24 protein-coding genes are annotated in these 22,894 nt (G+C 64.3%); 15 read left to right on the plus strand and 9 right to left on the minus strand.

Annotation, left to right across the window (positions count from 1 at the left end; all coding sequences use genetic code 11):
* Positions 1-100 precede the first annotated feature (100 nt).
* Together OXU50_02750 and OXU50_02755 are read left to right on the plus strand one after the other, a co-directional pair.
* Positions 101-1,513, plus strand: coding sequence for an AAA family ATPase (locus tag OXU50_02750; GenBank protein MDD9868803.1), 1,413 nt, complete (start codon positions 101-103; stop codon positions 1,511-1,513).
* A 1-nt stretch (position 1,514) separates the two neighbouring features.
* Positions 1,515-2,066, plus strand: a complete 552-nt coding sequence (locus OXU50_02755; protein MDD9868804.1) for a hypothetical protein — start codon at positions 1,515-1,517, stop codon at positions 2,064-2,066.
* Positions 2,067-2,110: 44 nt separating this feature from the next.
* Here the strand turns inward: OXU50_02755 and OXU50_02760 are convergent, their stop codons facing one another.
* The 6 genes from OXU50_02760 to OXU50_02785 form a co-directional block, all read right to left on the minus strand.
* Positions 2,111-3,247 (minus strand): tyrosine recombinase XerC, encoded by a 1,137-nt coding sequence (locus OXU50_02760; protein ID MDD9868805.1) that lies wholly within the window; start codon positions 3,245-3,247, stop codon positions 2,111-2,113.
* Positions 3,244-3,888 carry a DUF484 family protein gene (locus OXU50_02765; protein MDD9868806.1) on the minus strand — a complete coding sequence of 215 codons (645 nt, stop codon included), beginning with the start codon at positions 3,886-3,888 and terminating at the stop codon, positions 3,244-3,246. The genes OXU50_02760 and OXU50_02765 overlap by 4 nt, the downstream gene beginning before the upstream one ends.
* A gap of 115 nt (positions 3,889-4,003) precedes the next feature.
* On the minus strand, positions 4,004-4,828 hold the full coding sequence (dapF, locus tag OXU50_02770) for a diaminopimelate epimerase (protein ID MDD9868807.1): 825 nt from the start codon (positions 4,826-4,828) through the stop codon (positions 4,004-4,006).
* A 76-nt stretch (positions 4,829-4,904) separates the two neighbouring features.
* On the minus strand, positions 4,905-5,585 hold the full coding sequence (gene cas6 / locus OXU50_02775) for a type I-MYXAN CRISPR-associated protein Cas6/Cmx6 (protein ID MDD9868808.1): 681 nt from the start codon (positions 5,583-5,585) through the stop codon (positions 4,905-4,907).
* 111 nt (positions 5,586-5,696) lie between these two features.
* Positions 5,697-5,894 (minus strand): sulfur relay protein DsrC, encoded by a 198-nt coding sequence (locus OXU50_02780; protein ID MDD9868809.1) that lies wholly within the window; start codon positions 5,892-5,894, stop codon positions 5,697-5,699.
* Positions 5,888-6,784, minus strand: coding sequence for a TauD/TfdA family dioxygenase (locus OXU50_02785; protein MDD9868810.1), 897 nt, complete (start codon positions 6,782-6,784; stop codon positions 5,888-5,890). The genes OXU50_02780 and OXU50_02785 overlap by 7 nt, the downstream gene beginning before the upstream one ends.
* 254 nt (positions 6,785-7,038) lie before the next feature.
* Between OXU50_02785 and dsrA the strand changes: the two genes are divergently transcribed.
* From dsrA to OXU50_02850, 13 genes are all read left to right on the plus strand, one after another.
* Complete coding sequence (gene dsrA / locus OXU50_02790; protein MDD9868811.1) at positions 7,039-8,301, plus strand: dissimilatory-type sulfite reductase subunit alpha; 1,263 nt, start codon at positions 7,039-7,041, stop codon at positions 8,299-8,301.
* 46 nt (positions 8,302-8,347) lie between these two features.
* Entirely contained in the window at positions 8,348-9,424 is a 1,077-nt protein-coding gene (gene dsrB / locus OXU50_02795; protein MDD9868812.1) for a dissimilatory-type sulfite reductase subunit beta, read from the plus strand.
* 18 nt (positions 9,425-9,442) lie between these two features.
* The gene (tusD, locus tag OXU50_02800; GenBank protein MDD9868813.1) at positions 9,443-9,835 is read left to right on the plus strand and encodes a sulfurtransferase complex subunit TusD; all 393 of its coding nucleotides are present in this window, start codon (positions 9,443-9,445) and stop codon (positions 9,833-9,835) included.
* Positions 9,835-10,272 carry a sulfurtransferase complex subunit TusC gene (gene tusC / locus OXU50_02805; GenBank protein ID MDD9868814.1) on the plus strand — a complete coding sequence of 146 codons (438 nt, stop codon included), beginning with the start codon at positions 9,835-9,837 and terminating at the stop codon, positions 10,270-10,272. The genes tusD and tusC overlap by 1 nt, the downstream gene beginning before the upstream one ends.
* A 21-nt stretch (positions 10,273-10,293) precedes the next feature.
* Positions 10,294-10,599 (plus strand): sulfurtransferase complex subunit TusB, encoded by a 306-nt coding sequence (gene tusB, locus OXU50_02810; protein ID MDD9868815.1) that lies wholly within the window; start codon positions 10,294-10,296, stop codon positions 10,597-10,599.
* A gap of 38 nt (positions 10,600-10,637) precedes the next feature.
* Positions 10,638-10,970 carry a TusE/DsrC/DsvC family sulfur relay protein gene (locus OXU50_02815; GenBank protein ID MDD9868816.1) on the plus strand — a complete coding sequence of 111 codons (333 nt, stop codon included), beginning with the start codon at positions 10,638-10,640 and terminating at the stop codon, positions 10,968-10,970.
* 62 nt (positions 10,971-11,032) lie between these two features.
* Positions 11,033-11,770 (plus strand): respiratory nitrate reductase subunit gamma, encoded by a 738-nt coding sequence (locus OXU50_02820; protein MDD9868817.1) that lies wholly within the window; start codon positions 11,033-11,035, stop codon positions 11,768-11,770.
* Entirely contained in the window at positions 11,763-13,310 is a 1,548-nt protein-coding gene (locus OXU50_02825; protein MDD9868818.1) for a (Fe-S)-binding protein, read from the plus strand. Before OXU50_02820 ends, OXU50_02825 begins: the two co-directional genes overlap by 8 nt.
* A gap of 37 nt (positions 13,311-13,347) precedes the next feature.
* Positions 13,348-15,321, plus strand: coding sequence for an NAD(P)-binding protein (locus tag OXU50_02830; GenBank protein ID MDD9868819.1), 1,974 nt, complete (start codon positions 13,348-13,350; stop codon positions 15,319-15,321).
* Positions 15,318-15,782 carry a sulfur reduction protein DsrJ gene (locus OXU50_02835; GenBank protein MDD9868820.1) on the plus strand — a complete coding sequence of 155 codons (465 nt, stop codon included), beginning with the start codon at positions 15,318-15,320 and terminating at the stop codon, positions 15,780-15,782. The genes OXU50_02830 and OXU50_02835 overlap by 4 nt, the downstream gene beginning before the upstream one ends.
* A gap of 1 nt (position 15,783) precedes the next feature.
* On the plus strand, positions 15,784-16,533 hold the full coding sequence (locus OXU50_02840) for a 4Fe-4S dicluster domain-containing protein (protein ID MDD9868821.1): 750 nt from the start codon (positions 15,784-15,786) through the stop codon (positions 16,531-16,533).
* 2 nt (positions 16,534-16,535) lie between these two features.
* Positions 16,536-17,750: a polysulfide reductase NrfD gene (nrfD, locus tag OXU50_02845; protein MDD9868822.1), complete on the plus strand. Its 1,215-nt coding sequence runs from the start codon at positions 16,536-16,538 to the stop codon at positions 17,748-17,750.
* Between the two features lie 15 nt (positions 17,751-17,765).
* Positions 17,766-19,274, plus strand: coding sequence for a cobyrinate a,c-diamide synthase (locus tag OXU50_02850; GenBank protein MDD9868823.1), 1,509 nt, complete (start codon positions 17,766-17,768; stop codon positions 19,272-19,274).
* A gap of 91 nt (positions 19,275-19,365) precedes the next feature.
* Here OXU50_02850 and OXU50_02855 read toward each other — a convergent pair whose 3' ends face one another.
* From OXU50_02855 to OXU50_02865, 3 genes are all read right to left on the minus strand, one after another.
* Positions 19,366-20,361, minus strand: a complete 996-nt coding sequence (locus tag OXU50_02855; protein ID MDD9868824.1) for a glycosyltransferase family 2 protein — start codon at positions 20,359-20,361, stop codon at positions 19,366-19,368.
* The gene (locus OXU50_02860) at positions 20,358-21,716 is read right to left on the minus strand and encodes a hypothetical protein (GenBank protein MDD9868825.1); all 1,359 of its coding nucleotides are present in this window, start codon (positions 21,714-21,716) and stop codon (positions 20,358-20,360) included. The genes OXU50_02855 and OXU50_02860 overlap by 4 nt, the downstream gene beginning before the upstream one ends.
* A partial coding sequence (locus OXU50_02865; protein MDD9868826.1) for a hypothetical protein occupies positions 21,713-22,894 on the minus strand: 1,182 nt, incomplete at its 5' end. The genes OXU50_02865 and OXU50_02860, both read right to left, overlap by 4 nt.

The following is a 22,894-nucleotide window of genomic DNA, read 5'->3' on the forward strand; positions in this document are numbered from 1 at the left end:
CGGCGCGGCATCATTGCCTTTAGAGCTTGGCGAACACAAGCGAATTTAAACCAATGGACGACCGCAGGGGGAGGAACCCGCAGGTTCTGGAGATTAAAAGATGAAATTTCATTTTGCAAATATTGGCCCAATAAACAAAGCCGAAATGGAGCTCGGGAATTTGACGATTATCGCTGGTCAGAATAACACCGGGAAAACATATTTGGTTTATACCCTGTATGGATTCCTGAAGGAATGGAGAGACTGGATACACCCATTGGGTTTGCGAATTCAATCAAGGAGAATTTCGCGTGAAAATCCCTTTATCCAGGCTGTCGATATTAAACAAGTATGCAAGAAATTGAGGGAAGAAGGACAGTATAAATGCTTGACGGATTGTGCTGCTCTCAATAAAGATCGCAGAAAAATAATCGACAGAATAACAGGTGATTTTTCAAGAATGAAGATTGCAAATATATTTAGTTCTTCGCACAAGAATTTTGCAGGGTCATCCATCAAGGTTGACTTTGGTGTCAGTAATTCAAATGATTTCTCTTCAAAGAAACTTGAACACACAGGAAAAGAAGTTTCAATAATATATGATGGGGAAAATTTAATTTTTTCCGCAGAAAAACTTACAGAAAGACCTATTCCGATACCCGGAATAGAATATAGAGTTTTGTCTAGCTATACGCAGTTCTTGCTGATGGGACTCCCCAGCCCGTTTATTATCTCAGCTGAACGTTTTGGTATTTCCTTATTCTACAAGGAGCTTGATTTTACAAAAAATAAATTGGTTGAAATCCTCCAAAATATGGGCGGTAAGCAAGAAAAAAGAGTTGACCCGCTTATGTTTATAGAAAAAACTGCAAGTCGCTATGCATTGCCAATCAAAGACAACATCGACTACACAAGAGACATATCCAGGCTCGTAGAGGAGAATAGCGAAATGCATCATGCAAAACTGTATGATGATATAAAAAAGATTATGGAAGGATATTACAGAAGCGATGAAAACGAGATACGTTTTGTCTCCACAAGGCGCAAGAATAAGCGTTTTGACATACCGTTGCATCTTGCTTCTTCATCAGCCCGTGGCTTATCTGATCTCTACTTCTACCTGCGTTATGCGGCAATGAAGAATGAGCTGCTCATTATTGATGAGCCTGAAAGCCACCTGGACACAAAAAATCAGATTATGCTGGCACGTATGTTGGCTCATTTTATTCGCAATAACATTAAGGTCCTGATTACCACTCATAGTGATTACGTCCTTAAAGAAGTCAACAATCTTATTATGTTAAGTAATTCTTTTGAAGGCAAAAAGGAATTCATTAAAAAGCATAAATACGGCGACAATGAATTTTTGTATTCCAGGGATTTGCGCTGCTATGTGGCTGAAGAAGGCCAATTGAATCCTTGTAAAATAGACAAGTTCGGGGTCAATATGCCCATCTTTGACAACACGATTGATGACATCAATAAAGTGTCAAACGAGCTCGCCACACGACTGGAACACGAAGAGGAGAAATAAAATGCCGCTGGTGGACTGTCTGAAAGAGATTTTGAGATCCGGTGCCTGGGAAAAAGGGCGTCCATCTAATGGACACCGAGTCATCAAATTGAAAGACAAACAATCCGGGATGGAAATTTGCATCAGGACGAGCGAGCCTGTTTTGGTTATATGCGCAGAGAAAGAAGGAGGTGCACTCAAGCATCTTTCTTGCCTGAAAAGCGGATGCAACAAAATATGTGATTATCTGGTTATTTTTCAATCTAATGCGAACTACTATGCAGTATTTATCGAAACGAAGGAAACCATGCGAGATCAAAAAGGGCACGAGCAGCTGAGACGCTCGTTGCCCATTCTAGACTACCTTGTTTCAGCCTGCAAAATAGAACACAATATTAATCCGAGAATTTCGGTTAAATATGTTCTTGTTTCTGAGAAGGTCAACTCTAAATTTGATAAACAACCAATCAGACCCATATCAACAAAAAGCATTAATAAGAAATATAAAGGAATAATGGTAAAAGAATTTATTGGGAAGACGGATTTCTTTGTTAGCACCTTGGCAGGTTTATAACGAATAAGGACATTCTCCACCGCTACGGTTCCTGACAAGCCAACCTACTTCCCCCTCCTCTTCCGCGCCCGCGGGTGCGCCTTGTCGTACACCTTCGCCAGGTGCTGAAAATCCAGGTGCGTATAGACCTGCGTTGTGCTGATGTCGGCGTGGCCGAGCAATTCCTGCACGGCGCGCAGGTCGCCGGACGACTCCAGCAGGTGGCTTGCGAATGAGTGGCGCAGCATGTGCGGGTGCAGGCGCTGCGGCAGGCCGCGGCGGCGGGCGAACTGGCGCATGCGCGTCTGCACGGCGCGTGCGCCGATGCGGCGGCCGCTGCGCGTGACGAACAGCGCCGTTTCGTCGGCGTCCGCCAGTTGCGCGCGAAATCCCAGCCACGCGCGCACCGCGTTGCGGGCGTGGGCGCCGACCGGCACCTCCCGCTGCTTTGAACCCTTGCCGGTCACGCGCACAGACGCCGCGTCCGCGTCCAGGTCAATGTCGCCCAAATCCACCGACACCAGTTCCGACAAACGCAGGCCGGAGGAATACGCCAGTTCTATCATCGCCAAATCGCGCATCGCCAGCGCCTCGCCATCGCCGCCTCTGCCGCCAAAGCGAACACCGCCGACACCACCGGCACGACCACTGCCAACGCCGCCCTCTCCAACGCGCCCGCCGCCGACACCACCGATGCCGCCCGCGCCGCCTGCACCGCGCCCGCCGACGGCGGCAATACCACCACCAGCACCACGCCCGCCAACACCCGCACCAGCGCCACTACCACCAGCACCAACACGACGACCACCCGCGCCGGCACTCGCACCCCCCCCATCCAGCAACTCCACCACCTGATCCACCGTCAGCGTCTGCGGCAGGTTCTTTTCCACCCGCGGCGGTCTCACCGTCGCCGCCGGGTTGCCGTCCATCCATCCGCATTCGCCGCAATAGCGGAAGAACTGGCGCAGCGCCGACAACTCGCGCTGCAATGTCCTGCCGCGCACGCCCGACAGGAAACGCCGCGACACATAATCGCGCACATGCTCCTCGCCGGCGGCGCGCCATTCAACGCCGGCGGTTTGCAGAAAATCAAGAAAGCGGAGAATGTCGCGCCGGTAGGCGTCAATCGTTCGCGGCGAGTAGTTGCGCGCGCCGTGCAGCGTGTCGAGAAATTGGCGGCAGGCGTCGCGCGGCTGCGTCATCCGGCGCGCTTCTCCCGGCGCATGCAGGCGCGCAGCGCGCACGCGATCAACTCGCCGAACTGCACCAGAAACATCGTGCCCTTGCCGGCGCTGAAACTGCCGCTGTCGGCGCTGCCCAGCGCCAGCAGCCCGAAGCGCTCGTCGCCGGCCACCAGCGGCATCACGACGACGGACGCGGCGCGCTGCGCGAAATGGCCGAACAGCGAAAGTTTGACGGCGTTGTCGAACGGCCCGCAATCCGGCCTGCCCGACGCCGCCAGCGAATGCAGCAGGCTGACCGCGCCGCGGTCGCGCCCGTCGGCGTTCAGCCCCTCGTGCGGGTCGTATTTGCCGAGCAGCCGAATCACCACCTGGTTGCCGGGCAGCCGCTGCCGCAACTCGGCCAGCGACACGGAAACCGCGTCGCGCACGGTGTTTGCGGCCACCAGCCGCAGCGACAGCCGGTGCAGGCCGATGCTCAGGTTCTCGTTGTTGCGGGCGATGGCCACCAGCGATTCCAGTTTCTGCTGCAACGCCTCGTTCTTGCCGCGCAGCAGCGCAATCTGCTTCGTCACCAGCGACGGCGGCGCCGGTTCCACCCCGCCGCCATCGTCGGGAACAATGGCAACGCCCGGCTTGCGCTTCACTTCATCCGCGCTCACAACACCCGCGCTCCGCCATCAACACAACCGCAAGGCACATCCAACGCAACACCGCAAACAACACAACCGCAAGGCACGCCCAACGCAACACCGCAAACAACGCCAACGCCCCCGCTCACCACGCCAACACCCCGTCATAAACATGCTCGCAAGGCCCGCTCAATTCCACCCCGCCGTCGCCGCGGGAAACCTCCAGCGCGCCGCCGGGCAGTTGCACTTCCACCGGCATGGAAGCCAGTTCCCAGTGCGCGGCCACGACCGCCGCGGCGCACGCGCCGCTGCCGCACGCCGCCGTCTCGCCGACGCCCCTTTCATACACCCGCAGCGCCAGCCGCCGCTCGTCCAGGCGCTGCATGAACCCGGCGTTGACGCCCTCCGGAAAGCACTGGTGCACCTGCATCTGCGCGCCGACCTCCGCCACCGGAAAGTCGTCAAGCCGCGCCACCTCGGTCACCGCGTGCGGATTGCCGAACGACAGCACGCCGAAAAGCAGGCGGTGGCCGCCGACATCCAAATGGCACGCATGCACATCACCGTCGCACGCGAAAGGAATCCGCGCGGCGTCGAAAACCGGCTCGCCCATGCCGACGCAAACCCGGCCGTCGCCGCGCACCCGCATCTCAACAACGCGCCCGGCGGTGCGCGCGCGCAGCGTCGTCTTGTCGGTCAGCCCGCGCGCGCGGACAAACTGCGCGAAGCAGCGCGCGCCGTTGCCGCACTGCGCCACCTCGCCGCCGTCGGCGTTGAAAATGCGGTAGCCGAAATCCACATCGTCCGCCGGCGGCGCCTCGACCAGCAGCAACTGGTCAAAGCCGACGCCGGTGCGGCGGTCGGCCAGCGCCCGCACCCGCGCGGCGTCCGGCTCAAACGGGCGCCGCACCGCGTTGACGATCATGAAGTCGTTGCCAAGCGCGTGCATTTTTGCGAACTCAAGTGTCATCGGGGCCATCGGGAAATCGTCGGGCGGCGGCGGGAAAATCGTTGCCGGACTGCGCGAATTATAACGGCAACCGCCGTCAGGCGACGGCCTCGATGCCCTTGTGCGGCAGGAAGATGCCGCAGCCGAGTTTCTGCTCGCCGCCCAGCCCGCGCTGCTGCAAACGAACGGCGTCGCCGAACGCGAGGCCGCTGACCATCAGACTGCAAACGGCAATCTCGCGCTCGGGCGTGCGGATGACATGGCCGCGCCCGCCCATCATCCGCGACGCGCTGACGCCGGCGCCCGCGAGTTGCGCCGCGGCCTGTTCCAGAAAGGCGTTCTCGCCGCCGGCGGCGGGCGCCGGCAGATGGCGCGAGAACAGCGTCGTCTCGCTGCTCAGCGGGCGCACATTGGCGGCGCCGACGCGCACCTCGTAACCGGAAACATCCAGCCGCGCGCCTTGCAACGCGCGCGCGTCGGCAAAGCGCTCGCGCGGCAGCCGCAGGCACAGCCGCGCGCGCCGCGACAGATGAATCTCGTCGCTGCCGCGCTGCGGGCGTTCCCAGCCGTTGCCGGACTCGGCGCCGTGTATCGAATGCACCGCCGCGCGCGGCTCGTCGTCCAGCCACGGCAGCGCCTGCGACAACGCCCGGTAAAGCGCCCACGCATGGTCCGCCGGCAGCAGGCGGCAGGTGATGCGGAAGTTCAGGTCGGCGATGTCGTCCGGCACGCGCGGCGCGGCGTCGGCGGCGCTTTCCTCTTGCCAGTGAAGGTTCATCGCGCGCCCCGCGCCGCCGCGCCGCGCCGTTGCCGGCCAGGCCTCATCGGGCGCTGCGGGCCGCCCGGCCCCGCTGTCGCTGTTGCCGCGCACGCGGCTGCACGCGGCGGTTCATGGAATATTGTCGGCGGAGGAGAAAGCGGCTTCAAGGCGCTCGGCCCAGTCGTCGGGCGTGTCCTCGAACGGCGGGCGCAAATCCATCTCGAAAAAAATCTCGCCCTGCCGCGCGCACCGCCGCACATATTCGACGAGTTGGCCGAAACTCGTCATGTCGTGGTTGCTCATCAGCACCTCGCTGACACTCAGCACGGCGCGCGCCCCATCAGCGAACGCCAGCCGCCGCCCTCGACGCGGTCGCGGTAGCGCGCGCGGTAGAGATGGCGCGCGTGCGCGGCGCCGTCCTCGAAGGCGGCGCGGTTGTGCAGCACATTGTTGCAAATCACGCCCTCGGACGCGGCCAGGCGGCGGCAAATGCGCCACTGCGCGGCCTCTTCCAGCACCTCGCCGAGGCGCGCCGCGGCGGCGCGGCATTCGGCGCGCCATTCCAGGTTGCGCGCGCGCGCCGAATAGCGCATCAGCAGCGCGCCGCCGGCGTCCACCGCAAACACCGGCACGCTGCGCGCCGGGCGCACGACGGCGCCGTTGTCCATGTTGGCCGGCAGCGTCATCGCCTGCGGGTGCATCAGTTGCTCGATGTGGCGGGGGTCGTCGTCGCGCAGCAGGATGTAGATCAGTTCGGGGTCGAGATAGTGGTTTTCGCCGCCGCGCCCCGCCGGGTGCAGGCAGTGCATCGAGAACGCGCGCACGGTGTCGCCCGGCTCGTTGTAATAGCCGTCGGTGTGCCAGTTCAGCGCCTTGTTCGTGTACGGAATGTAGCGGCTACCGGGCACCGCGGTGATGTGGCTGATGCGCGCGGCGTCGGCGCACGGGTTGCCGACCAGCGCGGCCAGCCCGATTTGCTCGCCGAGGCGCTTGAAGGCGGCGCGGTCGCGCGGCGCGCGGCGCGCGCGGTAAAAGCACAGGTTTGAGCGCCGGCAGTTGGCGATGATGGCGCCGCGCTCGGCGGCGGTCAGCGCCTGCGGGTCGCCGATGACGACGGTCAACTCCCGCGCCGAACGCGGCCTGGCCGCAAGTTTGCGCTCGCGCCAGCGCCGGTAGGCGGCGTCGTTGCCGGGCAGGAATGGCGAGTTTTCGGTCATGACAGGCGATAGTGTCGGAAATTGCCCCGTGCTTTGTCAATTCCGCCGCCCCGGGCCGCCCGCGCGCGGGCCGCCGCAAAGCCGCTGTACACAAGGCTTGCGCGCCCCGTCCGCGCCAATGTTATATGCCAATAGGCCAGTTTGATGGCGGGGCGCAGGGCCGTTATAATTCCGGGCCACCATGCGGCGGTTCTGCGCGCGCAGGGTGGCCGACAAACAGCCATGCACAACCGAATGATTTCACGGAGGATGCGATGACAAAGCAAACTCATCCGACGCCGATGTTGGACGAACTGGAGAAAGGCCCGTGGCCGAGTTTCATCTCGGGAATCAAGCGCCTTCGCGACCAGCACCCGGACGGGCGCGTCAGCGGCGTCGCCAACGACCTGCTGGGGCAACTTGAACACTCGTACGAAACGCGCAAGGGCTACTGGAAAGGCGGCACCGTCAGCGTCTTCGGCTACGGCAGCGGCATCATTCCGCGCTTCTCGGAAGTCGGCTCGGCGTTTCCCGCATCAAAGGAATTCCACACGCTCAGGGTGCAGCCGCCCGCCGGCAACTACTACACGACCGGCATGCTGCGCCAACTCGCCGAAAGTTGGGAGAAATGGGGTTCGGGCCTCGTCACTTTCCACGGCCAGACCGGCAACATCATGTTCATCGGCGCCTCCACCGAGAACACGCAGCACTTCTTCGACGACATCAACGAATACGGCTGGGACCTCGGCGGCGCCGGCCCGTGCGTGCGCACCGGGCAGTCGTGCGTCGGCTCGGCGCGCTGCGAACAGTCCAGCATTGACGAGATGCGGGTGCACCGCACGCTGCTGAACAACTTCACCGACGATGTGCACCGCCCGTCGCTGCCGTACAAGTTCAAGTTCAAGGTCTCGGGCTGCCCCAACGACTGCATGAATTCCATCGAGCGCTCCGACTTCGCCATCATCGGCACCTGGCGCGACGACATGAAGGTGGATCAGAAGGAAGTGAAGGAATATGTCGCCAAGAAGGGCCGCCAGTACATCGTGGACAATGTCATCGCGCGCTGCCCGACGAAGGCGCTGTCGCTGGCCGAAGACGACACGCTCGAGGTGGACAACCGCAACTGCGTGCGCTGCATGCACTGCCTGAATGTGATGCCGAAGGCGCTGTCGCCGGGCGACGACAAGGGCGCGACGCTGCTGCTGGGCGGCAAGCGCACGCTGAAAATCGGCGACCTGATGGGCACCGTCATCGTGCCGTTCATCAAACTGGAGACGCCGGAAGACTTCGAGCGCCTCGTCGAGATCGCCGAGAACACGATAGACTTCTGGGCCGAGAACGGCCTTGAGCACGAACGCTGCGGCGAGATGATCGAGCGCATCGGCCTCGTCAACTTCCTCGAGGGCATCGGCCTGGATGTGGACCCGAACATGATCACCGACCCGCGCACCAGTTCCTATGTCCGCACCGACGACTGGGAAGACGAAGCGGCGCGGTGGTTCGAGCACAAGCAATCGCGCCAGGCCGCCACCGCCTGAGCGGCGCACGGCGACACAGGCAACACCACAGACAACAGGCAAGACCATGGCAAAACAACACGACCGCGACCCGATTGAATCCGGCTGCCCCGACGGCCTTCAATACATGCACCCGGTGATGCGCCGCAACTACGGCAACTGGGCCTACCACGAAGACCCGCGCCCGGGCGTGCTCAAGCATGTCGCCCACGGCGGCGACGCCATCTGGACGGTGCGCGCCGGCACCCAGCGCATCCTCGATGTGTTCACGCTGCGAAAACTGTGCGACATCGGCGACCGCTACGCCGACGGCTATGTGCGCTTCACGATACGCAGCAACATCGAGTACATGGTCGGCGACGAGAGCAAGGTCATGCCGCTGATCAACGCGCTTGAAGACGCCGGCTTTGTCGTCGGCGGCACCAAGAACTCGGTGACGATGATCTCCCACACCCAGGGCTGGCTGCACTGCGACATCCCCGGCACCGACGCCTCCGGCGTCGTCAAGGCGATGATGGACGAACTGGTCGGCGAATTCAGAAACTGGAACATGCCGAACCGCGTCCACATCACCACCTCGTGCTGCCAGATCAACTGCGGCGGCCAGGGCGACATCGCAATCAATGTGCAGCACACCAAGCCGCCGAAGATCAACCACGACCTCGTGTCCAATGTCTGCGAGCGCCCGTCGGTGGTGGCGCGCTGCCCGGTGGCGGCGATACGCCCGGCCATCGTCAACGGCAAGCCGTCGCTTGAGGTGGACGAGAAGAAGTGCATCTGCTGCGGCGCCTGCTACCCGCCGTGCCCGCCGATGCAGATCAACGACCCGGAGCACACGAAACTGGCGATTTGGGTCGGCGGCAACCACTCGAACGCGCGCGGCAAGCCGACCTTCCAGAAACTGGTCGCCGCCGGCATCCCGAACAACCCGCCGCGCTGGCCGGAGGCGACCGCGGTCGTCAAGAAAATCCTCCAGACCTACAAGGAGGACGCCAAGGACTGGGAGCGAATCAACGACTGGATTGAGCGCATCGGCTGGCCGCGCTTTTTTGAACTGACCGAACTGCCGTTCACCAAGTACCACATCGACAACTGGCTCGGCGCCCGGCGCAGTCTCAACGCATCCACCCACATCCGCTTCTGACCGCCGCCGGCGCCGCCGATGAAACTGTCGCTGCTGGTCAACGAAGGCCCCTACACGCACCAGGCGTCGGACAGCGCCTACCGCTTCGCGCGCGCGGCGCTTGACAAGGGGCACGAGATTTACCGCGTGTTCTTCTACCACGACGGCGTCAACAACGGCACCCGCCTGGCGGTGCCGCCGCAGGACGACAGAAACCTGTCGCAACTGTGGTCGCAACTGGCCGCCGAGCACGAACTCGACCTGGTGCTGTGCGTCGCGGCGGCGCAGCGCCGCGGCCTGCTCGACGGCGACGAGGCCAAGCGCCACGGCAAGGACGCCGACAACATCGCGCCGGGCTTTCGCATCTCCGGGCTGGGGCAGTTAATCGAGGCCGGCATCCAGTCCGACCGGCTGGTGACCTTCGGCGACTGATGGACGACGCGAACGGCGGCGGCGGCGCCAACGGCGTCACCAAGAAGTTCATGTACATGAACCGCAAGGCGCCCTACGGCACCGTCTATGCGCTTGAATCGCTCGAGGTGGTGCTGATTGCGGCGGCGTTCGAGCAGGACATCAGCGTCGTCTTCGCCGACGACGGCGTCTATCAGTTGATGAAGGGCCAGGACACCGACGGCATCGGCATGAAGAATTTCTCGCCGGCCTACGCCGCGCTCGGCGACTACGACATCAACAAGATTTACATCGAGCGCGAGTCGCTCGAGGAACGCGGGCTGTCGCTCGACGACCTCCAGGCGCTGACCTGGGAGGACGAGGACGACGACTGGAAGGAGAAGAGTTCGCTGCACCTGGTCGGGCGCGACGAACTGGCGGCGCTGATCGCCGAACAGGACATCGTCCTGAGTTTCTGACGGGCCGCGCGCCATCCGCCGATGCTGCACATCGTCAACAAGTCGCCGTTCGAGCGCAACGCGCTGGCGACCTGCCTGCGCCTCGCCGCCGACGACAGCACGGTGCTGCTGATTGAGGACGGCGTCGTCGCGGCGGCGAACAACACGCGCTTCGGCGGCCTGCTCGCCGACGGCATGAAAAGAAACCTGAAATTTTTTGTGCTGTCGCACGACGCCGCGGCGCGCGGGCTGGCGCCGGAAAGGCTGGTGCCCGGCGTCGAAACGGTGGATTACGGCGGTTTTGTGGACTTGGTGACAAGCCACGATACTGTACAATCATGGCTGTAACGCCCTGAACCACAAGGGCCCAACGAGGAGGAAGAACCATGCCTTTGCAAATAGACGGAAAAACCTACGAGACCGACGAGGAGGGCTACCTTGCCAACCTCGGCGACTGGACGCCCGAACTGGCGACGGCGATGGCCACCGCCGACGGCGCCGACCTTGAGGACAATCACTGGGAAGTCATCAATTTTCTGCGTGAGTACTACGAGGAATACCAGATCGCGCCGGCGGTGCGGGTGCTGACCAAGGCCATCGGCAAGAAACTCGGCAAGGACAAGGGGAACAGCAAATACCTGTACGAACTGTTTCCCTACGGGCCGGCCAAACAGGCCTGCAAATACGCCGGGCTGCCGAAACCGACCGGCTGCGTCTGAGCCGGGCGCGATGCGGAACCGGCGGACGGCGCCGCGCCGCGCACAGCCGAACGGAAACCAAGATGTCGTTGCTGACGCTGTCCTACGCGGTGCTTTTCTACGCGGCGACCGCCGTGCTTGTCGGCGGCCTCGCGTGGCACATCTGGCTTTACCGGCGCGCGCCGGCGCCGCTGAAGATTCCGACGACGCCGGCGCCGACAACGCGGCGCGGCGTCGTCTGGCGCCTGTTCCGCGAAGTCGTTTTTTTCGAGAGCCTGTTCAAGTCCAGCAAATGGACCTGGCTGTTCGGGTGGCTGTTTCACTTCGGCCTGCTGCTGGTGCTGCTGCGCCACCTGCGCTACTTCACGCAGCCGGTGTGGGCGTGGGTCGGGTGGCTGCAACCCGTCGGCAAGTACGCGTCGCTGATGATGATCGCCGGCCTCGCCGGCCTGTGGCTGCGGCGCATCGCCGTGGACCGGGTGCGCTACATCTCGTCGCCGTCGGACCACCTGATGCTGCTGCTGCTGCTCGCCATCGGCGTCACCGGCGTGCTGATGACCTTTGTGTGGCCGGTTGACATCGTCTCAATGAAGGCGTTTTTCATCGGCCTGATGCGCCTCGACTGGCAGCCGCTGCCGCCCGACCCGCTGATGGCCGTGCACCTGGCGCTGGTGGCGGCGCTGATGGTGATTTTCCCGTTCAGCAAACTGCTGCATGTGCCGGGCTTGTTTTTCAGCCCGACGCGCAACCAGGCCGACAACCCGCGCCGCAAGCGCCATGTCGCGCCGTGGGCGGCCAAACTGGAGCGTTCCGGTGGCTGACGCGGCGTTCGAGACCCCGGCGTTTCGCGAATACCGCGTCATCCCGAAACTGCGCGAGGGCGCGATGGCGCACAGCCAACCGTTCGTCGCCAAGCCCGGCTTTCAGGAGCCGCTCGGCTTTCCCGGCGAACTGGTGGACGACTGGGAGCGCAAGGCGGTCGAGAAGATGGGCGAGTTGAACAAGAAATACCGCTCGCTTCAGGTGTTCCTCGACTCGTGCGTCAAGTGCGGCGCGTGCACCGACAAATGCCACTACTACCTCGGCACCACCGACCCCAACAACATGCCGGTCGCGCGCCAGGATTTGTACCGGAAGGTGTACCGGCGCTACTACACATTCGCCGGCAAACACTTCCCGTGGCTGGTCGGCGCGAAGGACATGACCAGGGATGTGCTCGACCAGTGGTACAGTTATTTTCACCAGTGCTCGCAGTGCCGCCGCTGCTCGGTGTACTGCCCCTACGGCATTGACACCGCCGAAATATCAATGGCGGCGCGCGAGGTGATGGACCATGTCGGCAAGGGCCAGAAGTACTGCAACGAGATCATCGGCAAGGTGCACGCCATCGGCAACAACCTCGGCCTGCCGGAACCGGCGCTGCGCGACACGCTCGAGGGGCTTGAGGAAGAGGTGCTCGAGGACACCGGCGAGCCGGTGCGCTTTCCGCTCGACGAGAAAGGCGCCGATGTGCTGCTGGTGACGCCGTCGGCGGACTTCTTCGCCGAGCCGCATGTGGACGGGCTGATCGGCTACGCCAAGGTGCTGCACAAGGCCGGCATCTCGTGGACCTTCAGTTCGCACGCGAGCGAGGCCGCCAACTTCGGCATGTTCATCGGCAACTACGAGAACATGCGCAAGATGGCGCTGCGCGTGCGCGAGGCGGCGCTTGAACTCGGCGTGCGCCGCATCGTCTTCGGCGAGTGCGGCCACGCCTGGCGCGTCGCCTACAGTTTCCTGAACACGCTGGCCGGGCCGTTCGACTTTCTCGACCCGGCGTGGCCGGTGCCGCAGCACATCTGCGAGGTGACCCACGGCCTGATACGCGACGGTCAGCTGCGGCTCGACCCGTCGCAGAACGACGACAAGGTCGTCACCTTCCACGACTCGTGCAACATCGCGCGCGCGTCGCGCATGGGCGGCGAGCCGGGCGGCCAGTTCACGATACCGCGCGAGATTCTGAAGGCGTGCTGCAACCATTTTCACGACATGCCGGCGGAGACGGTGCGCGAGGGCACCTACTGCTGCGGCGGCGGCGGCGGCCTGCTGACCGACGACCTCATTGAATTGCGCGTCAAGGGCGCGCTGCCGCGGATGGAGGCGCTGAAAGAGGTCGTCGAAGACTACGGCGTAACCCACATGGTCGCGATTTGCGCGATCTGCAAGAGCCAGTTCTCCAAGGTGCTGCCCTACTACGGGTTCACGATGGACCAGGTCATCAGCCTGCACGAACTGGTCGGCAATGCGCTGATGCCGGGCAGCGAGTCCGGCGACGACGACGAAGCCGGCGACGGCAAACCCCCGGAACAACAGGCGGCGTGACGGCGCCGCGCACAAGCAACCGACAGGAGCACACACCATGGCAACCGCCAAAGACAACACCGCGGCGCAAGACGCGCCCGAACAGAAACTGACCTTCCGGCGCTACGCCGACGGCGACCACAAGTGGGAGAGCTTTTCCGAGCAGATCTTTCTCGCCGACCACTCGCACAAGTGCCCGACCTATGTGCACCGGACGCCGCCGTGCCAGGGCAGCTGCCCGTCCGGCGAGGACATCCGCGGCTGGCTGTCCATCGTGCGCGGCATCGAGAAGCCGCCCGAGGGGATGTCCATGCAGGAATACGCCTTCCGGCGCTCGACCGACGCCAACCCGTTCCCGTCCATGATGGGGCGGGTGTGCCCGGCGCCGTGCCAGGACGGTTGCAACCGCAACCATGTCGAGGACTATGTCGGCATCAACGCGGTCGAGCAGTACATCGGCGACACCGCCATCGAGCAGAAGTTCCGCTTTGACGACGCGCCCGAATTGAGCGGCAAGAAAGTGGCGATCATCGGCGGCGGCCCCGCCGGCCTGTCGGCGGCCTTCCACCTGCGCCGCAAGGGCCACGCCGGCGTCATCTTCGACGAACACGAGGAACTCGGCGGCATGATGCGCTACGGCATTCCCGGCTACCGCACGCCGCGCGACCTGCTCGACCACGAAATCCGGCGCATTCTCGACATGGGCGGCATCGAGACGCGCCTGTCGGTGCGCGTCGGGCGCGATGTCTCGGTCGAGGAACTGGAGCGCGAATTCGACGCCGTCGTCTGGTGCCTCGGCTGTCAGACCGGGCGCGGCCTGCCGGTGCCGAACGGCGATGTCTCGAACTGCGTCAGCGGCGTCAAGTTTCTCGAGGTGTTCAACAAGGGGCTGCTGAAGGTGGCCTCCGACAAGATTGTCTGCGTCGGCGGCGGCGACACCTCGATTGATGTCGTGTCGGTGGCGCGGCGCCTCGGCAAGGTTCGCAAACTGTCGGAGAAGGAACAGCCGGAATATGTCGTCGGCGGCTATGTCGCGCACGACGCCGCCTTCGCCGCGGCGCGCGAGGGCGCGACCGTGGTGCTGACCTCGCTGTTCGACCGCGGCGAAATGACGGCCAGCGAACACGAGGTCGAGGACGCGCTGAAGGAAGGCGTCAAGATCATCAACGGCGTGATGCCGGTCGAGGTGCTGGTGGACGGCGACGGGCGCGCGCGCGCGCTGAAGATGGCGAAGTGCGAAATGGAGGAAAACAAGCCGAAGCCGGTCGCCGGCACCGAGTTCGAGATTGAGTGCGACCTGATTGTGTCGGCCATCGGCCAGGGCGGCGACCTGTCGGGGCTTGAGGAATTCGACAATGGCCGCGGCCTGATGGATGTGGACCGCCTCTACGGCGTCGCCGGGCGCGCCGGGCACTTCGCCGCCGGCGACATCATCCGCCCGCACCTGCTGACGACGGCCATCGGCCAGGCCTCGATCGCCGCCGACAGCGTGGACTACCACCTGAGAAAAACCGAACTCGGCAAGCGCCCGAAGGTGGATGTGCACCACTTTGACCTGCTCGACAAACTGCGCGAGACCGGCCTTGAGCCGCAGGAATTCGACGCCGGCGACGGCGAGCGCGGCACCTGCGACGCCGACTTCTCGGTGCACAACTACGAAGACCGCTCAAGCCAGGAAGTCATCCCGGTCGAGCGGCTGTTTCTCGGCCACTTCTCCTATGCCGCGCGGCACATACGCGAGGGGCGCGGGCCGTCGGCGGAGGAAGTGCTGGGGCACTTCGAGGAGCGCACCACCGGCCTCGGCGAGGAGCAGGCCGTCGGCGAGGCCGAACGCTGCATGAGTTGCGGCATGTGCTTTGAGTGCGACAACTGCGTCGTGTTCTGCCCGCAGGACGCGGTTTTCCGGGTGGACAAGTCGAAGAAGACGACCGGGCGCTATGTGGACACCGACTACGACCGCTGCATCGGCTGCCACATCTGCGCCGATGTCTGTCCGACCGGCTACATTGACATGGCGCTGGGAGACCATTGACCCGCCGCGCCCGCCGCCTGATGATGGCCGCCGCGGCGACGGCCACTGCCGCGCTGGCGGCGTTTTCCGGCGCCGCCGCCGACGGCCACCTGATGCCCCCCCTGCCCGAAGCCAAGGGCGAGCAGTGCGTCGAGCCGACCGAAGTCATGCGCCGGCGCCACGCGCAGTTCATCCTGCACCAGCGCGACGAAACGGTGCACCGCGGAATCCGCACGCAAAAACACCGCTTCGTCAACTGCATTGACTGCCATGTCCGGCCAAACGCCGCCGGCGCGTGGCCGCGCCACACCGACGACGGCCACTTCTGCAGCGTCTGCCACCGCTACGCGAGCGTGCAAATGGACTGCTTCCAATGCCACGCCGACCGACCGCCCGAAGCCTACGCCGCGGGCCGCCAGTCGGCGCGCAAGGCCCCGACCCGCCTCGGCATCAACGACCTGCACCTGGAGCGACTGCGCTGACATGCCAAACCCGCCACCGGACAAACAGCGCCGTGAATTCCTGAAAGCCGGCGCGCTGGCGGCGGGGCTGGCCGTCGCGCCCGGCGTCTTTCTGTACGGCGTCGGACGCGCCGGCGTGCGCGCCGCCGACGAGCCGGTGTCGGCGCGGGTGCGCTGGGGCATGCTGGTGGATGTCAACGCCTGCGCCGACGGCTGCACCGCGTGCGTCGAGGCGTGCGACGACGAGCACGGCCTGGCCGGATTTGACCGCCCCGAAACCGACGCCCAGTGGATACGCAAACTGACCGTGCGCGACCGCGTCAGCGGCCACGCCAAGTCATTCCCGGTCATGTGCCAGCATTGCGAACACCCGCCGTGCGTGGATGTCTGCCCGACCGGCGCCTCGTTCCGGCGCGCCGACGGCATCGTGCTGGTGGACAAGCACACCTGCATCGGCTGCCGCTACTGCATGATGGCGTGCCCGTACAAGGCGCGCTCGTTCATCCACGAGGCGCTCGCCGACCAACTGCCGCACGCGCCGAGGGGCAAGGGCACCGTCGAGAGTTGCACCTTCTGCGTGCACAAGGTGGACCGCGGCGACGGAACCACCGCCTGCGCCGAGGCGTGCGAGCGCGAAGGCCACCGCGCGCTGGTGTTCGGCGACCTCAACGACCCCGGCAGCGAGATTTCAAGGCGCCTCGCCGAGCACGGCGGCGCGCAGATACGCGCCGACCTCGGGCTTAACACCGGCGTGCGCTACCAGGGCCTGTGACGATGCCGCCGTTTCGCCACCGCGCCCTCGACGCCGACAGCGCCGGCTACTTCGCGCTGCTGGCCGGCTTCGCGCTGTTCGCGCTGGCCGGCGCCGGCGCCGCCTGGTACATGGAGCACGAAGGCCATTATGTGACCGGCATGAACAACCAGATTGTGTGGGGCGTGCCGCATGTTTTCGCGATCTTCCTGATTGTCGCCGCCTCCGGCGCGCTCAATGTCGCTTCCATCGCGTCGGTGTTCGGCAAACTCGACTACAAACCGCTGGCGCGGCTGTCGGCCATCCTCGCCGTGGCGCTGCTGGTCGGCGGGCTTGCCATCCTGGTGCTCGACCTGGGCCGCCCCGACCGCCTGATTGTCGCGATGACCTACTACAACTTCAAGTCCATCTTCGCGTGGAACATCTTTCTCTACATCGGCTTCATCTTTGTCGCCGCCGCCTATCTGTGGACGATGTTCGAGCGCCGGATGGGGCGCTGGAACCGCGGCGCCGGCATCGCGGCGCTGCTGTGGCGCCTGGTGCTGACGACCGGAACCGGCTCCATCTTCGGCTTTCTGGTCGCGCGCCAGGCCTACGACGCCGCGCTGATGGCGCCGATGTTCGTCGCCATGTCGTTCTCGTACGGCCTCGCCGTGTTCATCCTCGTGCTGATGGCGTCCAGCCGCCTCGCGCGACGCCCGCTCGGCGGCCTGATTCTGCACAAACTGAAAAACCTGCTCGGCGTGTTCGTCGCCGCGGTGCTGTATTTCGTCGTCGCCTTCAACCTGACCAATCTCTACGCCGCCGAACACCGCGGCGTCGAGGATTTCCTGCTGGCGAGCGGCGGCGTCTATCCGCTGCTGTTCTGGGCCGTGCAGGTCGGCGCCGGCGGCCTGCTGCCGCTGCTGCTGTTCTACGCGCCGCCGCTGGCGCGTTCGCGCGCCGCCGTCGCCGCCGGCTGCGCGCTGGTCGTCGTCGGCGCCTTCGCGCAGTTGTATGTCATCATCATCGGCGGCCAGGCCTACCCGCTGGTGCTGTTTCCGGGCATGGAGGAAGGCAGCGGTTTCTTCGACGGCGTTGTCGCCGGTTACACGCCGAGCCTGCCGGAACTGACGCTCGGCGTCGGCGGCGTCGCGCTGTCGCTGGCGCTGCTGATGTTCGCGCTGGCCGTCCTCGATTTCCTGCCCGAAGACCTGTCCGACCGCCATTTCAGCACCGCCGCCGCCGCGGCGGAATGACGGCGGCGCGGCCCGATGGCGCGGTGGCTGGTCAGCGCGGCGCACAAGTCGTCCGGCAAGACGGTTGTCGCCGCCGGCCTGTGCGCGGCGCTGAAAGCGCGCGGCATGGAAGTGCGCGCGTTCAAGAAAGGCCCCGACTACATTGACCCGCAGTGGCTGGCGCATGCCTGCGCCCGGCCCTGCTACAACCTCGACTTCAACACGCAGTCGCACGCCGGGATCATCGCGACGGTCGCCGCACACGCGGCGCCGCCCGGCGGCTGCACGCTGGTCGAGGGCAACAAGGGGCTGTACGACGGCGTCGCCGCCGACGGCGCCGACAGCAACGCGGCGCTCGCCAGATTGCTCGGCCTGCCGGTGGTGCTGGTCGTGGACTGCGACGGCATGACGCGCGGCATCGCGCCGCTGCTGCAAGGCTACCGCGCGTTCGACCCGCAAGTCGCGCTGGCCGGCGTGATTCTGAACAAGGTCGGCGGCGAACGCCACCGCGCCAAACTGACCGCCGCAGTCGAGGCATACACCGACCTGCCGGTGCTGGGCGCGGTGATGCGCGACGCGCGCCTGACGCTGCCGGAAAGACACCTGGGCCTGGTGCCGTCCGCCGAAACGAACGGCGCGGCGCGGCGCATCAACGATTTGCGCGACGCCGTCGCCGCGCAGGTGGATCTGGAGCACCTGCTGCGCGCCGTTGACGACGCCGCTTCAACAGCGTCCGGCGACGGCGGCACATTGCCGGTACCCGGCGCCGCTTTAACAGCGTCTGGCAACGATGACCCGCCGGCGTCCGGCGTCGCTTCCACGGTATCCGGTGATGGCAGGCCGCTGCAAGCATCCGGCGCCGCTTCTGCGGTATCCGGCGACAACGGCGGCCCGCTGCGTCTCGGCGTTTTCAGGGACCGCGCGTTCTCTTTCTATTACCCCGACGACCTCGAAGACCTTGAACGCTGCGGCGCCGAACTGGTGTTTGTCAACAGCCTGCATGACACGCGCCTGCCGCCGGTGGACGGCCTGTTCATCGGCGGCGGCTTTCCCGAAACGCAGGCCGCGGCGCTTGAAGCCAACGCCGCGCTGCGCGGCGAGGTCGCGCGCGCAATCAACGGCGGCCTGCCGGCCTACGCCGAATGCGGCGGCCTGATGTATCTGTCGCGCGCCATCACCTGGCGCGAACACCGCCGTGAAATGTGCGGCGTCATCGCCGCCGACACGCTGATGTGCGAACGCCCGCAGGGCCGCGGCCATGTCGAGTTCAGCGAAACCGCGCACATGCCGTGGCCCGCCATCGGGGGCGAGGCAAAGACGCGCCGCGCCCACGAATTCCACTACTCGCGCCTGGTCAACGCCGCCGCCTTCAACACCGCCTACGCGGTGTCACGCGGCGACGGCCTCGGCGAAGGCCGCGACGGCATCGTCCACAAAAACCTGCTGGCAAGTTACCTGCACCGCCGCGCCACCGCCGACAACCGCTGGACACAACGCTTCACCGGATTCGTCCGCGCCCGCAAGAACGCCGGAGAAGCGCGGTAAAACAGCCGCCGCGCGCATTGCCGAAGCGCCGCGCCGGCGGCTGGCGACGGCACAGCGCGCCGCCCGGCGGCGGGTGCGGCGGCGCACCGGGTCATTGGATTTTTCCGCCACCGTCATCCCGCGACAGCCCGCGCAGCAGGCCGGCGACCGGCGTTCTCGGCACCATCTGCACATCGTAGTTGATGAAGGCGAGCAGGAACTGGCTGCCGAGAATAATCGAAAGCACCGACAGCATGATGGTGCCGACCGGCGTCGTCAGCATGGCCTCGGCGGACTCCATCCACTTCACGGCGCCGAAAGACAGGCCGAAAATCAGCAGCGCGCTTCCGAGCACCAGTTCTATCGAGGCGAGGTTGAAGTCCCTCAAAAAATAATTGTAGGCGATTCTCTTGAACAGGTTGCGCAGGTGCTTGAACAGGAAGAGCGGCGCCTCGCGGATGGCGCGGATGCCGCTGACCTCGCCGTCGTAGCGGCTGTGCATCGGCACATCCTCGACCACGGCGCGCAGCAGGCCGAGCCGGAAAAGCAGGTCGCTCTCGAAGAAATAGCCGCGGTCTATCTTGGCGCCCGGCAGCGCGCGGAAGACATTCGCGTTGAGCGCCAGGTAGCCGTTGTTGGGGTCGAAGATGTTCCAGTAGCCGGTGGACAGTTTCGCGAAAAAAGAGAACATCGCGTTTCCAAGCAACCGCGGCCACGGCATGTCTTTCAGCCCCTCGAGGTCGTGGAAGCGGTTGCCCTTGGCGTAGTCGGCGCGCCCTTCCGCCACCGGCGCCGTGAACAGCGGCAGCAGGCGCGGGTCCATCTGGCCGTCGCCGTCGATCTTGACGAGAATGTCGGCGCCGTCTTCGGCGGCGTGCGCGAAGCCGCGCAGCGTCGCGCCGCCGACGCCGAGGTTCTCGTCGTTGAACAGCACCTGAACCCGCGCATCCTTCACCTGCGCGGCGACCTGCTCGCCGCTGCGCTCGGGGCAGGCGTCATCCACGACGACGATGCGGTCGCACGACGGCGGGATGCGCTCGATGACCGACACGATGCGCTCCCTGACCCGGTGGCACGGAATGACGACGGCGACGCGCGGCTGCTTCATCGCCCTGCCGCCGCCGGGCGCGACATGATTTCCAGCACCTGCCGCGCAAAAATGCAGTAAACCGGCAGCATGATGCCGCTGACCTGAAGAAAGAACCGGCTCACATTCGTTCCTATCAAGGTGAATTGTACGTTGCCGGTGAAATTGGAGAAATAAAACAGGGCAAACACCACCGCCAGCATGTAGATGACCAGCGCCCTGGCGCTCATCTCCACCCGGCCAATCAGCGCGAACAGCGCCATCGGCACGAACAGCCACCAGAACACATTGAAACTTCCGTAACTGAACAGCGCGGAAAAGAAATGAAAGAAAGAATCGGAGTTGTAGCGTTTTTCGAACAACCACGCCACTCTCCCGCTGGCGTACTGGCCGATGAAATCGGCGGTCAGCCAGTACAGCAGATAAACGACCGCGGCGGCGGCCAGTTGAAACAGCAGAATTTTCCTCCACGGGTACTGGCCGCGCGCGTACAGCCAGTAACTTGCGCCCATCACCGACAGCACCACAAGCCACATCCTGCCCTCCATCTTGGACAAGGCGCCGCACACCAGGCAGGCGCCCGCGACCACCAGCCAGAAGCGCGCGGTTTTGCCCTTGTCCAGATAAAAAAAGCAGAGAACACCGGCCACGGCGATGAAAAAACACGCCACCAGCAAATCGTTGAAGCCGGGCCGCAGCGCATGATGGACCACCAGCGGCAGCGACGCGAACAACCAGGCGCACGCCAGCGAGGCCGTGGTGTGGCGCGTCAGCCGGTAGCAGGCGGCGGCGGCGATGGCAATGAACGAAAGCCATGCGAACAGCCACGGCACCGCAATCATGCTGTCGTACCAGCGGTCGAGCGGCATTCTCGCCCACGCCGCGAGTATCGGCGGGCCGAGCGGGGATGCCGTGCCGCCGCCCGGAAACACGGTGCCTTCGCCGAGTCTCTTGGCGAGCGAAACATAGCCGGCGGGATTCGTCGCATCCGAATCAATCACCGGGTAATTCAGCGCGGCGTAAACCACCGCCGCGCATTTGGCGGCCAGCAGCGCGAACAGCACCCAGTCGCGCGGCTTGATGACCGGCATGGCAACGGCGGGCAACGGCGGCGCCCGCAGGTACAGCACCGCGCCCGCCGCCACCAGCAGCAGCATGACGGCGATGGCGGCGTAGTTCCAGTGCGTGCTCCACCACCCCGCCAAGACAAACAGGTAACCGACCGCGTACAGCACGACAACGCCCGTCGGCCACGCATATGGCAGGCAGGGCAGCCAGCGCAGGCGCCGCCCGGGCGCCGCCAGTTGCATCAGCGCGAGGCCGCTCGCCGCCAGCAGCAAGTGGCTCAGCAGAACAACCAGAAAAACCCCGGTCAACGGACCACCTTCAGCAGGCGCGCGCCGGGCGATGATTGATACAGCGTCTCAACCCTGTATTTCTTGTCGCTGCCCTCGACCGAAACCGTCTCCCCGTCGGCCTCGACGACCAAACCCTCGGGATAGTAGTAAAACAGGTATTCAATGTCGTCGCTAATCCATTTGCCGCCGGTTCTCGTATCCCACCACGAGCCGACCACGGCGTAGTACTCATGGTCGCGGTACAAAAACACCAGCCAGTTCGACTCGCCCGGAAAAAACCGCTTGCGCGGCCACGGAAAAGCCACCTTGGCGCCCGGCGGCGCGTGTTCGCGCAGGGCGCGGTCGAGTTGCGCGAACTCCTCGTCAAAGCGCGAGGCATATTCATCGTAGCGGTCGGCGTGCCACGCCGAAACTTCATGGGCGAGGCGCGCATGCGCGAACAGACTGCCCATGAACGGAATATCCAGCGCAAGATACGCCGCCGACGCGACGCAGCAGAACACAACCGCGCTGCGCCGGGTGCGCGCCAGCGCCAGCGCCAGGCCGGACAGCAGCACCAGCACGCCGAGCGCGACCACCAGCGAAAACCCGAGAACCCTGCTGTGCGCCCTGAAGTTGATTGAATAGGTGGTGATCGGCTCAATGGCCGTGTATTCGCGCCACGCGGTCGCGAGCAGGTCCGGCAGCGGCAGGGTCATCTCCAGCGACACGCTGCGCAAGGTCATGCTGTCCGCCGCAATCAGGTTCAGGCCCGAAATGCCGGCGCCGATGTCCCACGAAATCTTGCCCTGCCAGCGCGCCTCGCCATGGGTGTTGATGATGATCTCGTCGGCGTGCGCCGGAATCTCCGCCCGCGCCACCTGCTGCGAAATGCCCCTGGTTTGCCAGACCAGCATGATGGTTCTGTCGCGCGCCTGTGGTTCGACGGCAATGCGAACATAGGGGTAATCCTGCCAGGTGACGACGGCGAGGCGGTTGCGCGCATCCTGGCCGGGGCCGGAGACGACGCCGTAGGCGCCCGCCGCCTTCTCCTCGTCAATCTCGACGGACAGACTGTCATCGTTCCATTCCCAGCGCACGGCCTGCGGATGACTGGCCTGCAAGTTCCAGTCGTCCGCCGCGGCGCGGGAAAACGGATAGACCACCGGCGTCTGCGTGCGCTGGAACAGCGTGTAAACAAGGGCCGCCACGACGGC

The sequence above is a fragment of the Gammaproteobacteria bacterium genome (genome assembly GCA_028817225.1).
In the GTDB taxonomy this organism is placed as follows: Bacteria; Pseudomonadota; Gammaproteobacteria; order Poriferisulfidales; family Oxydemutatoraceae; genus Oxydemutator.

Bases quoted from the DNA above. Each gene is read 5' to 3' on its own strand.
- OXU50_02830 (MDD9868819.1), top strand. From the start codon at position 13,348: ATGGCAACCGCCAAAGACAACACCGCGGCGCAAGACGCGCCCGAACAG.
- OXU50_02760 (MDD9868805.1), bottom strand. From the start codon at position 3,247: ATGACGCAGCCGCGCGACGCCTGCCGCCAATTTCTCGACACGCTGCAC.
- nrfD (MDD9868822.1), top strand. From the start codon at position 16,536: ATGCCGCCGTTTCGCCACCGCGCCCTCGACGCCGACAGCGCCGGCTAC.
- OXU50_02815 (MDD9868816.1), top strand. From the start codon at position 10,638: ATGCCTTTGCAAATAGACGGAAAAACCTACGAGACCGACGAGGAGGGC.
- tusC (MDD9868814.1), top strand. From the start codon at position 9,835: ATGGACGACGCGAACGGCGGCGGCGGCGCCAACGGCGTCACCAAGAAG.
- OXU50_02750 (MDD9868803.1), top strand. From the start codon at position 101: ATGAAATTTCATTTTGCAAATATTGGCCCAATAAACAAAGCCGAAATG.
- dsrA (MDD9868811.1), top strand. From the start codon at position 7,039: ATGACAAAGCAAACTCATCCGACGCCGATGTTGGACGAACTGGAGAAA.
- OXU50_02755 (MDD9868804.1), top strand. From the start codon at position 1,515: ATGCCGCTGGTGGACTGTCTGAAAGAGATTTTGAGATCCGGTGCCTGG.
- tusD (MDD9868813.1), top strand. From the start codon at position 9,443: ATGAAACTGTCGCTGCTGGTCAACGAAGGCCCCTACACGCACCAGGCG.
- OXU50_02785 (MDD9868810.1), bottom strand. From the start codon at position 6,784: ATGACCGAAAACTCGCCATTCCTGCCCGGCAACGACGCCGCCTACCGG.
- cas6 (MDD9868808.1), bottom strand. From the start codon at position 5,585: ATGAACCTTCACTGGCAAGAGGAAAGCGCCGCCGACGCCGCGCCGCGC.
- OXU50_02855 (MDD9868824.1), bottom strand. From the start codon at position 20,361: ATGAAGCAGCCGCGCGTCGCCGTCGTCATTCCGTGCCACCGGGTCAGG.
- OXU50_02850 (MDD9868823.1), top strand. From the start codon at position 17,766: ATGGCGCGGTGGCTGGTCAGCGCGGCGCACAAGTCGTCCGGCAAGACG.
- dsrB (MDD9868812.1), top strand. From the start codon at position 8,348: ATGGCAAAACAACACGACCGCGACCCGATTGAATCCGGCTGCCCCGAC.
- dapF (MDD9868807.1), bottom strand. From the start codon at position 4,828: ATGACACTTGAGTTCGCAAAAATGCACGCGCTTGGCAACGACTTCATG.
- OXU50_02840 (MDD9868821.1), top strand. From the start codon at position 15,784: ATGCCAAACCCGCCACCGGACAAACAGCGCCGTGAATTCCTGAAAGCC.
- tusB (MDD9868815.1), top strand. From the start codon at position 10,294: ATGCTGCACATCGTCAACAAGTCGCCGTTCGAGCGCAACGCGCTGGCG.
- OXU50_02820 (MDD9868817.1), top strand. From the start codon at position 11,033: ATGTCGTTGCTGACGCTGTCCTACGCGGTGCTTTTCTACGCGGCGACC.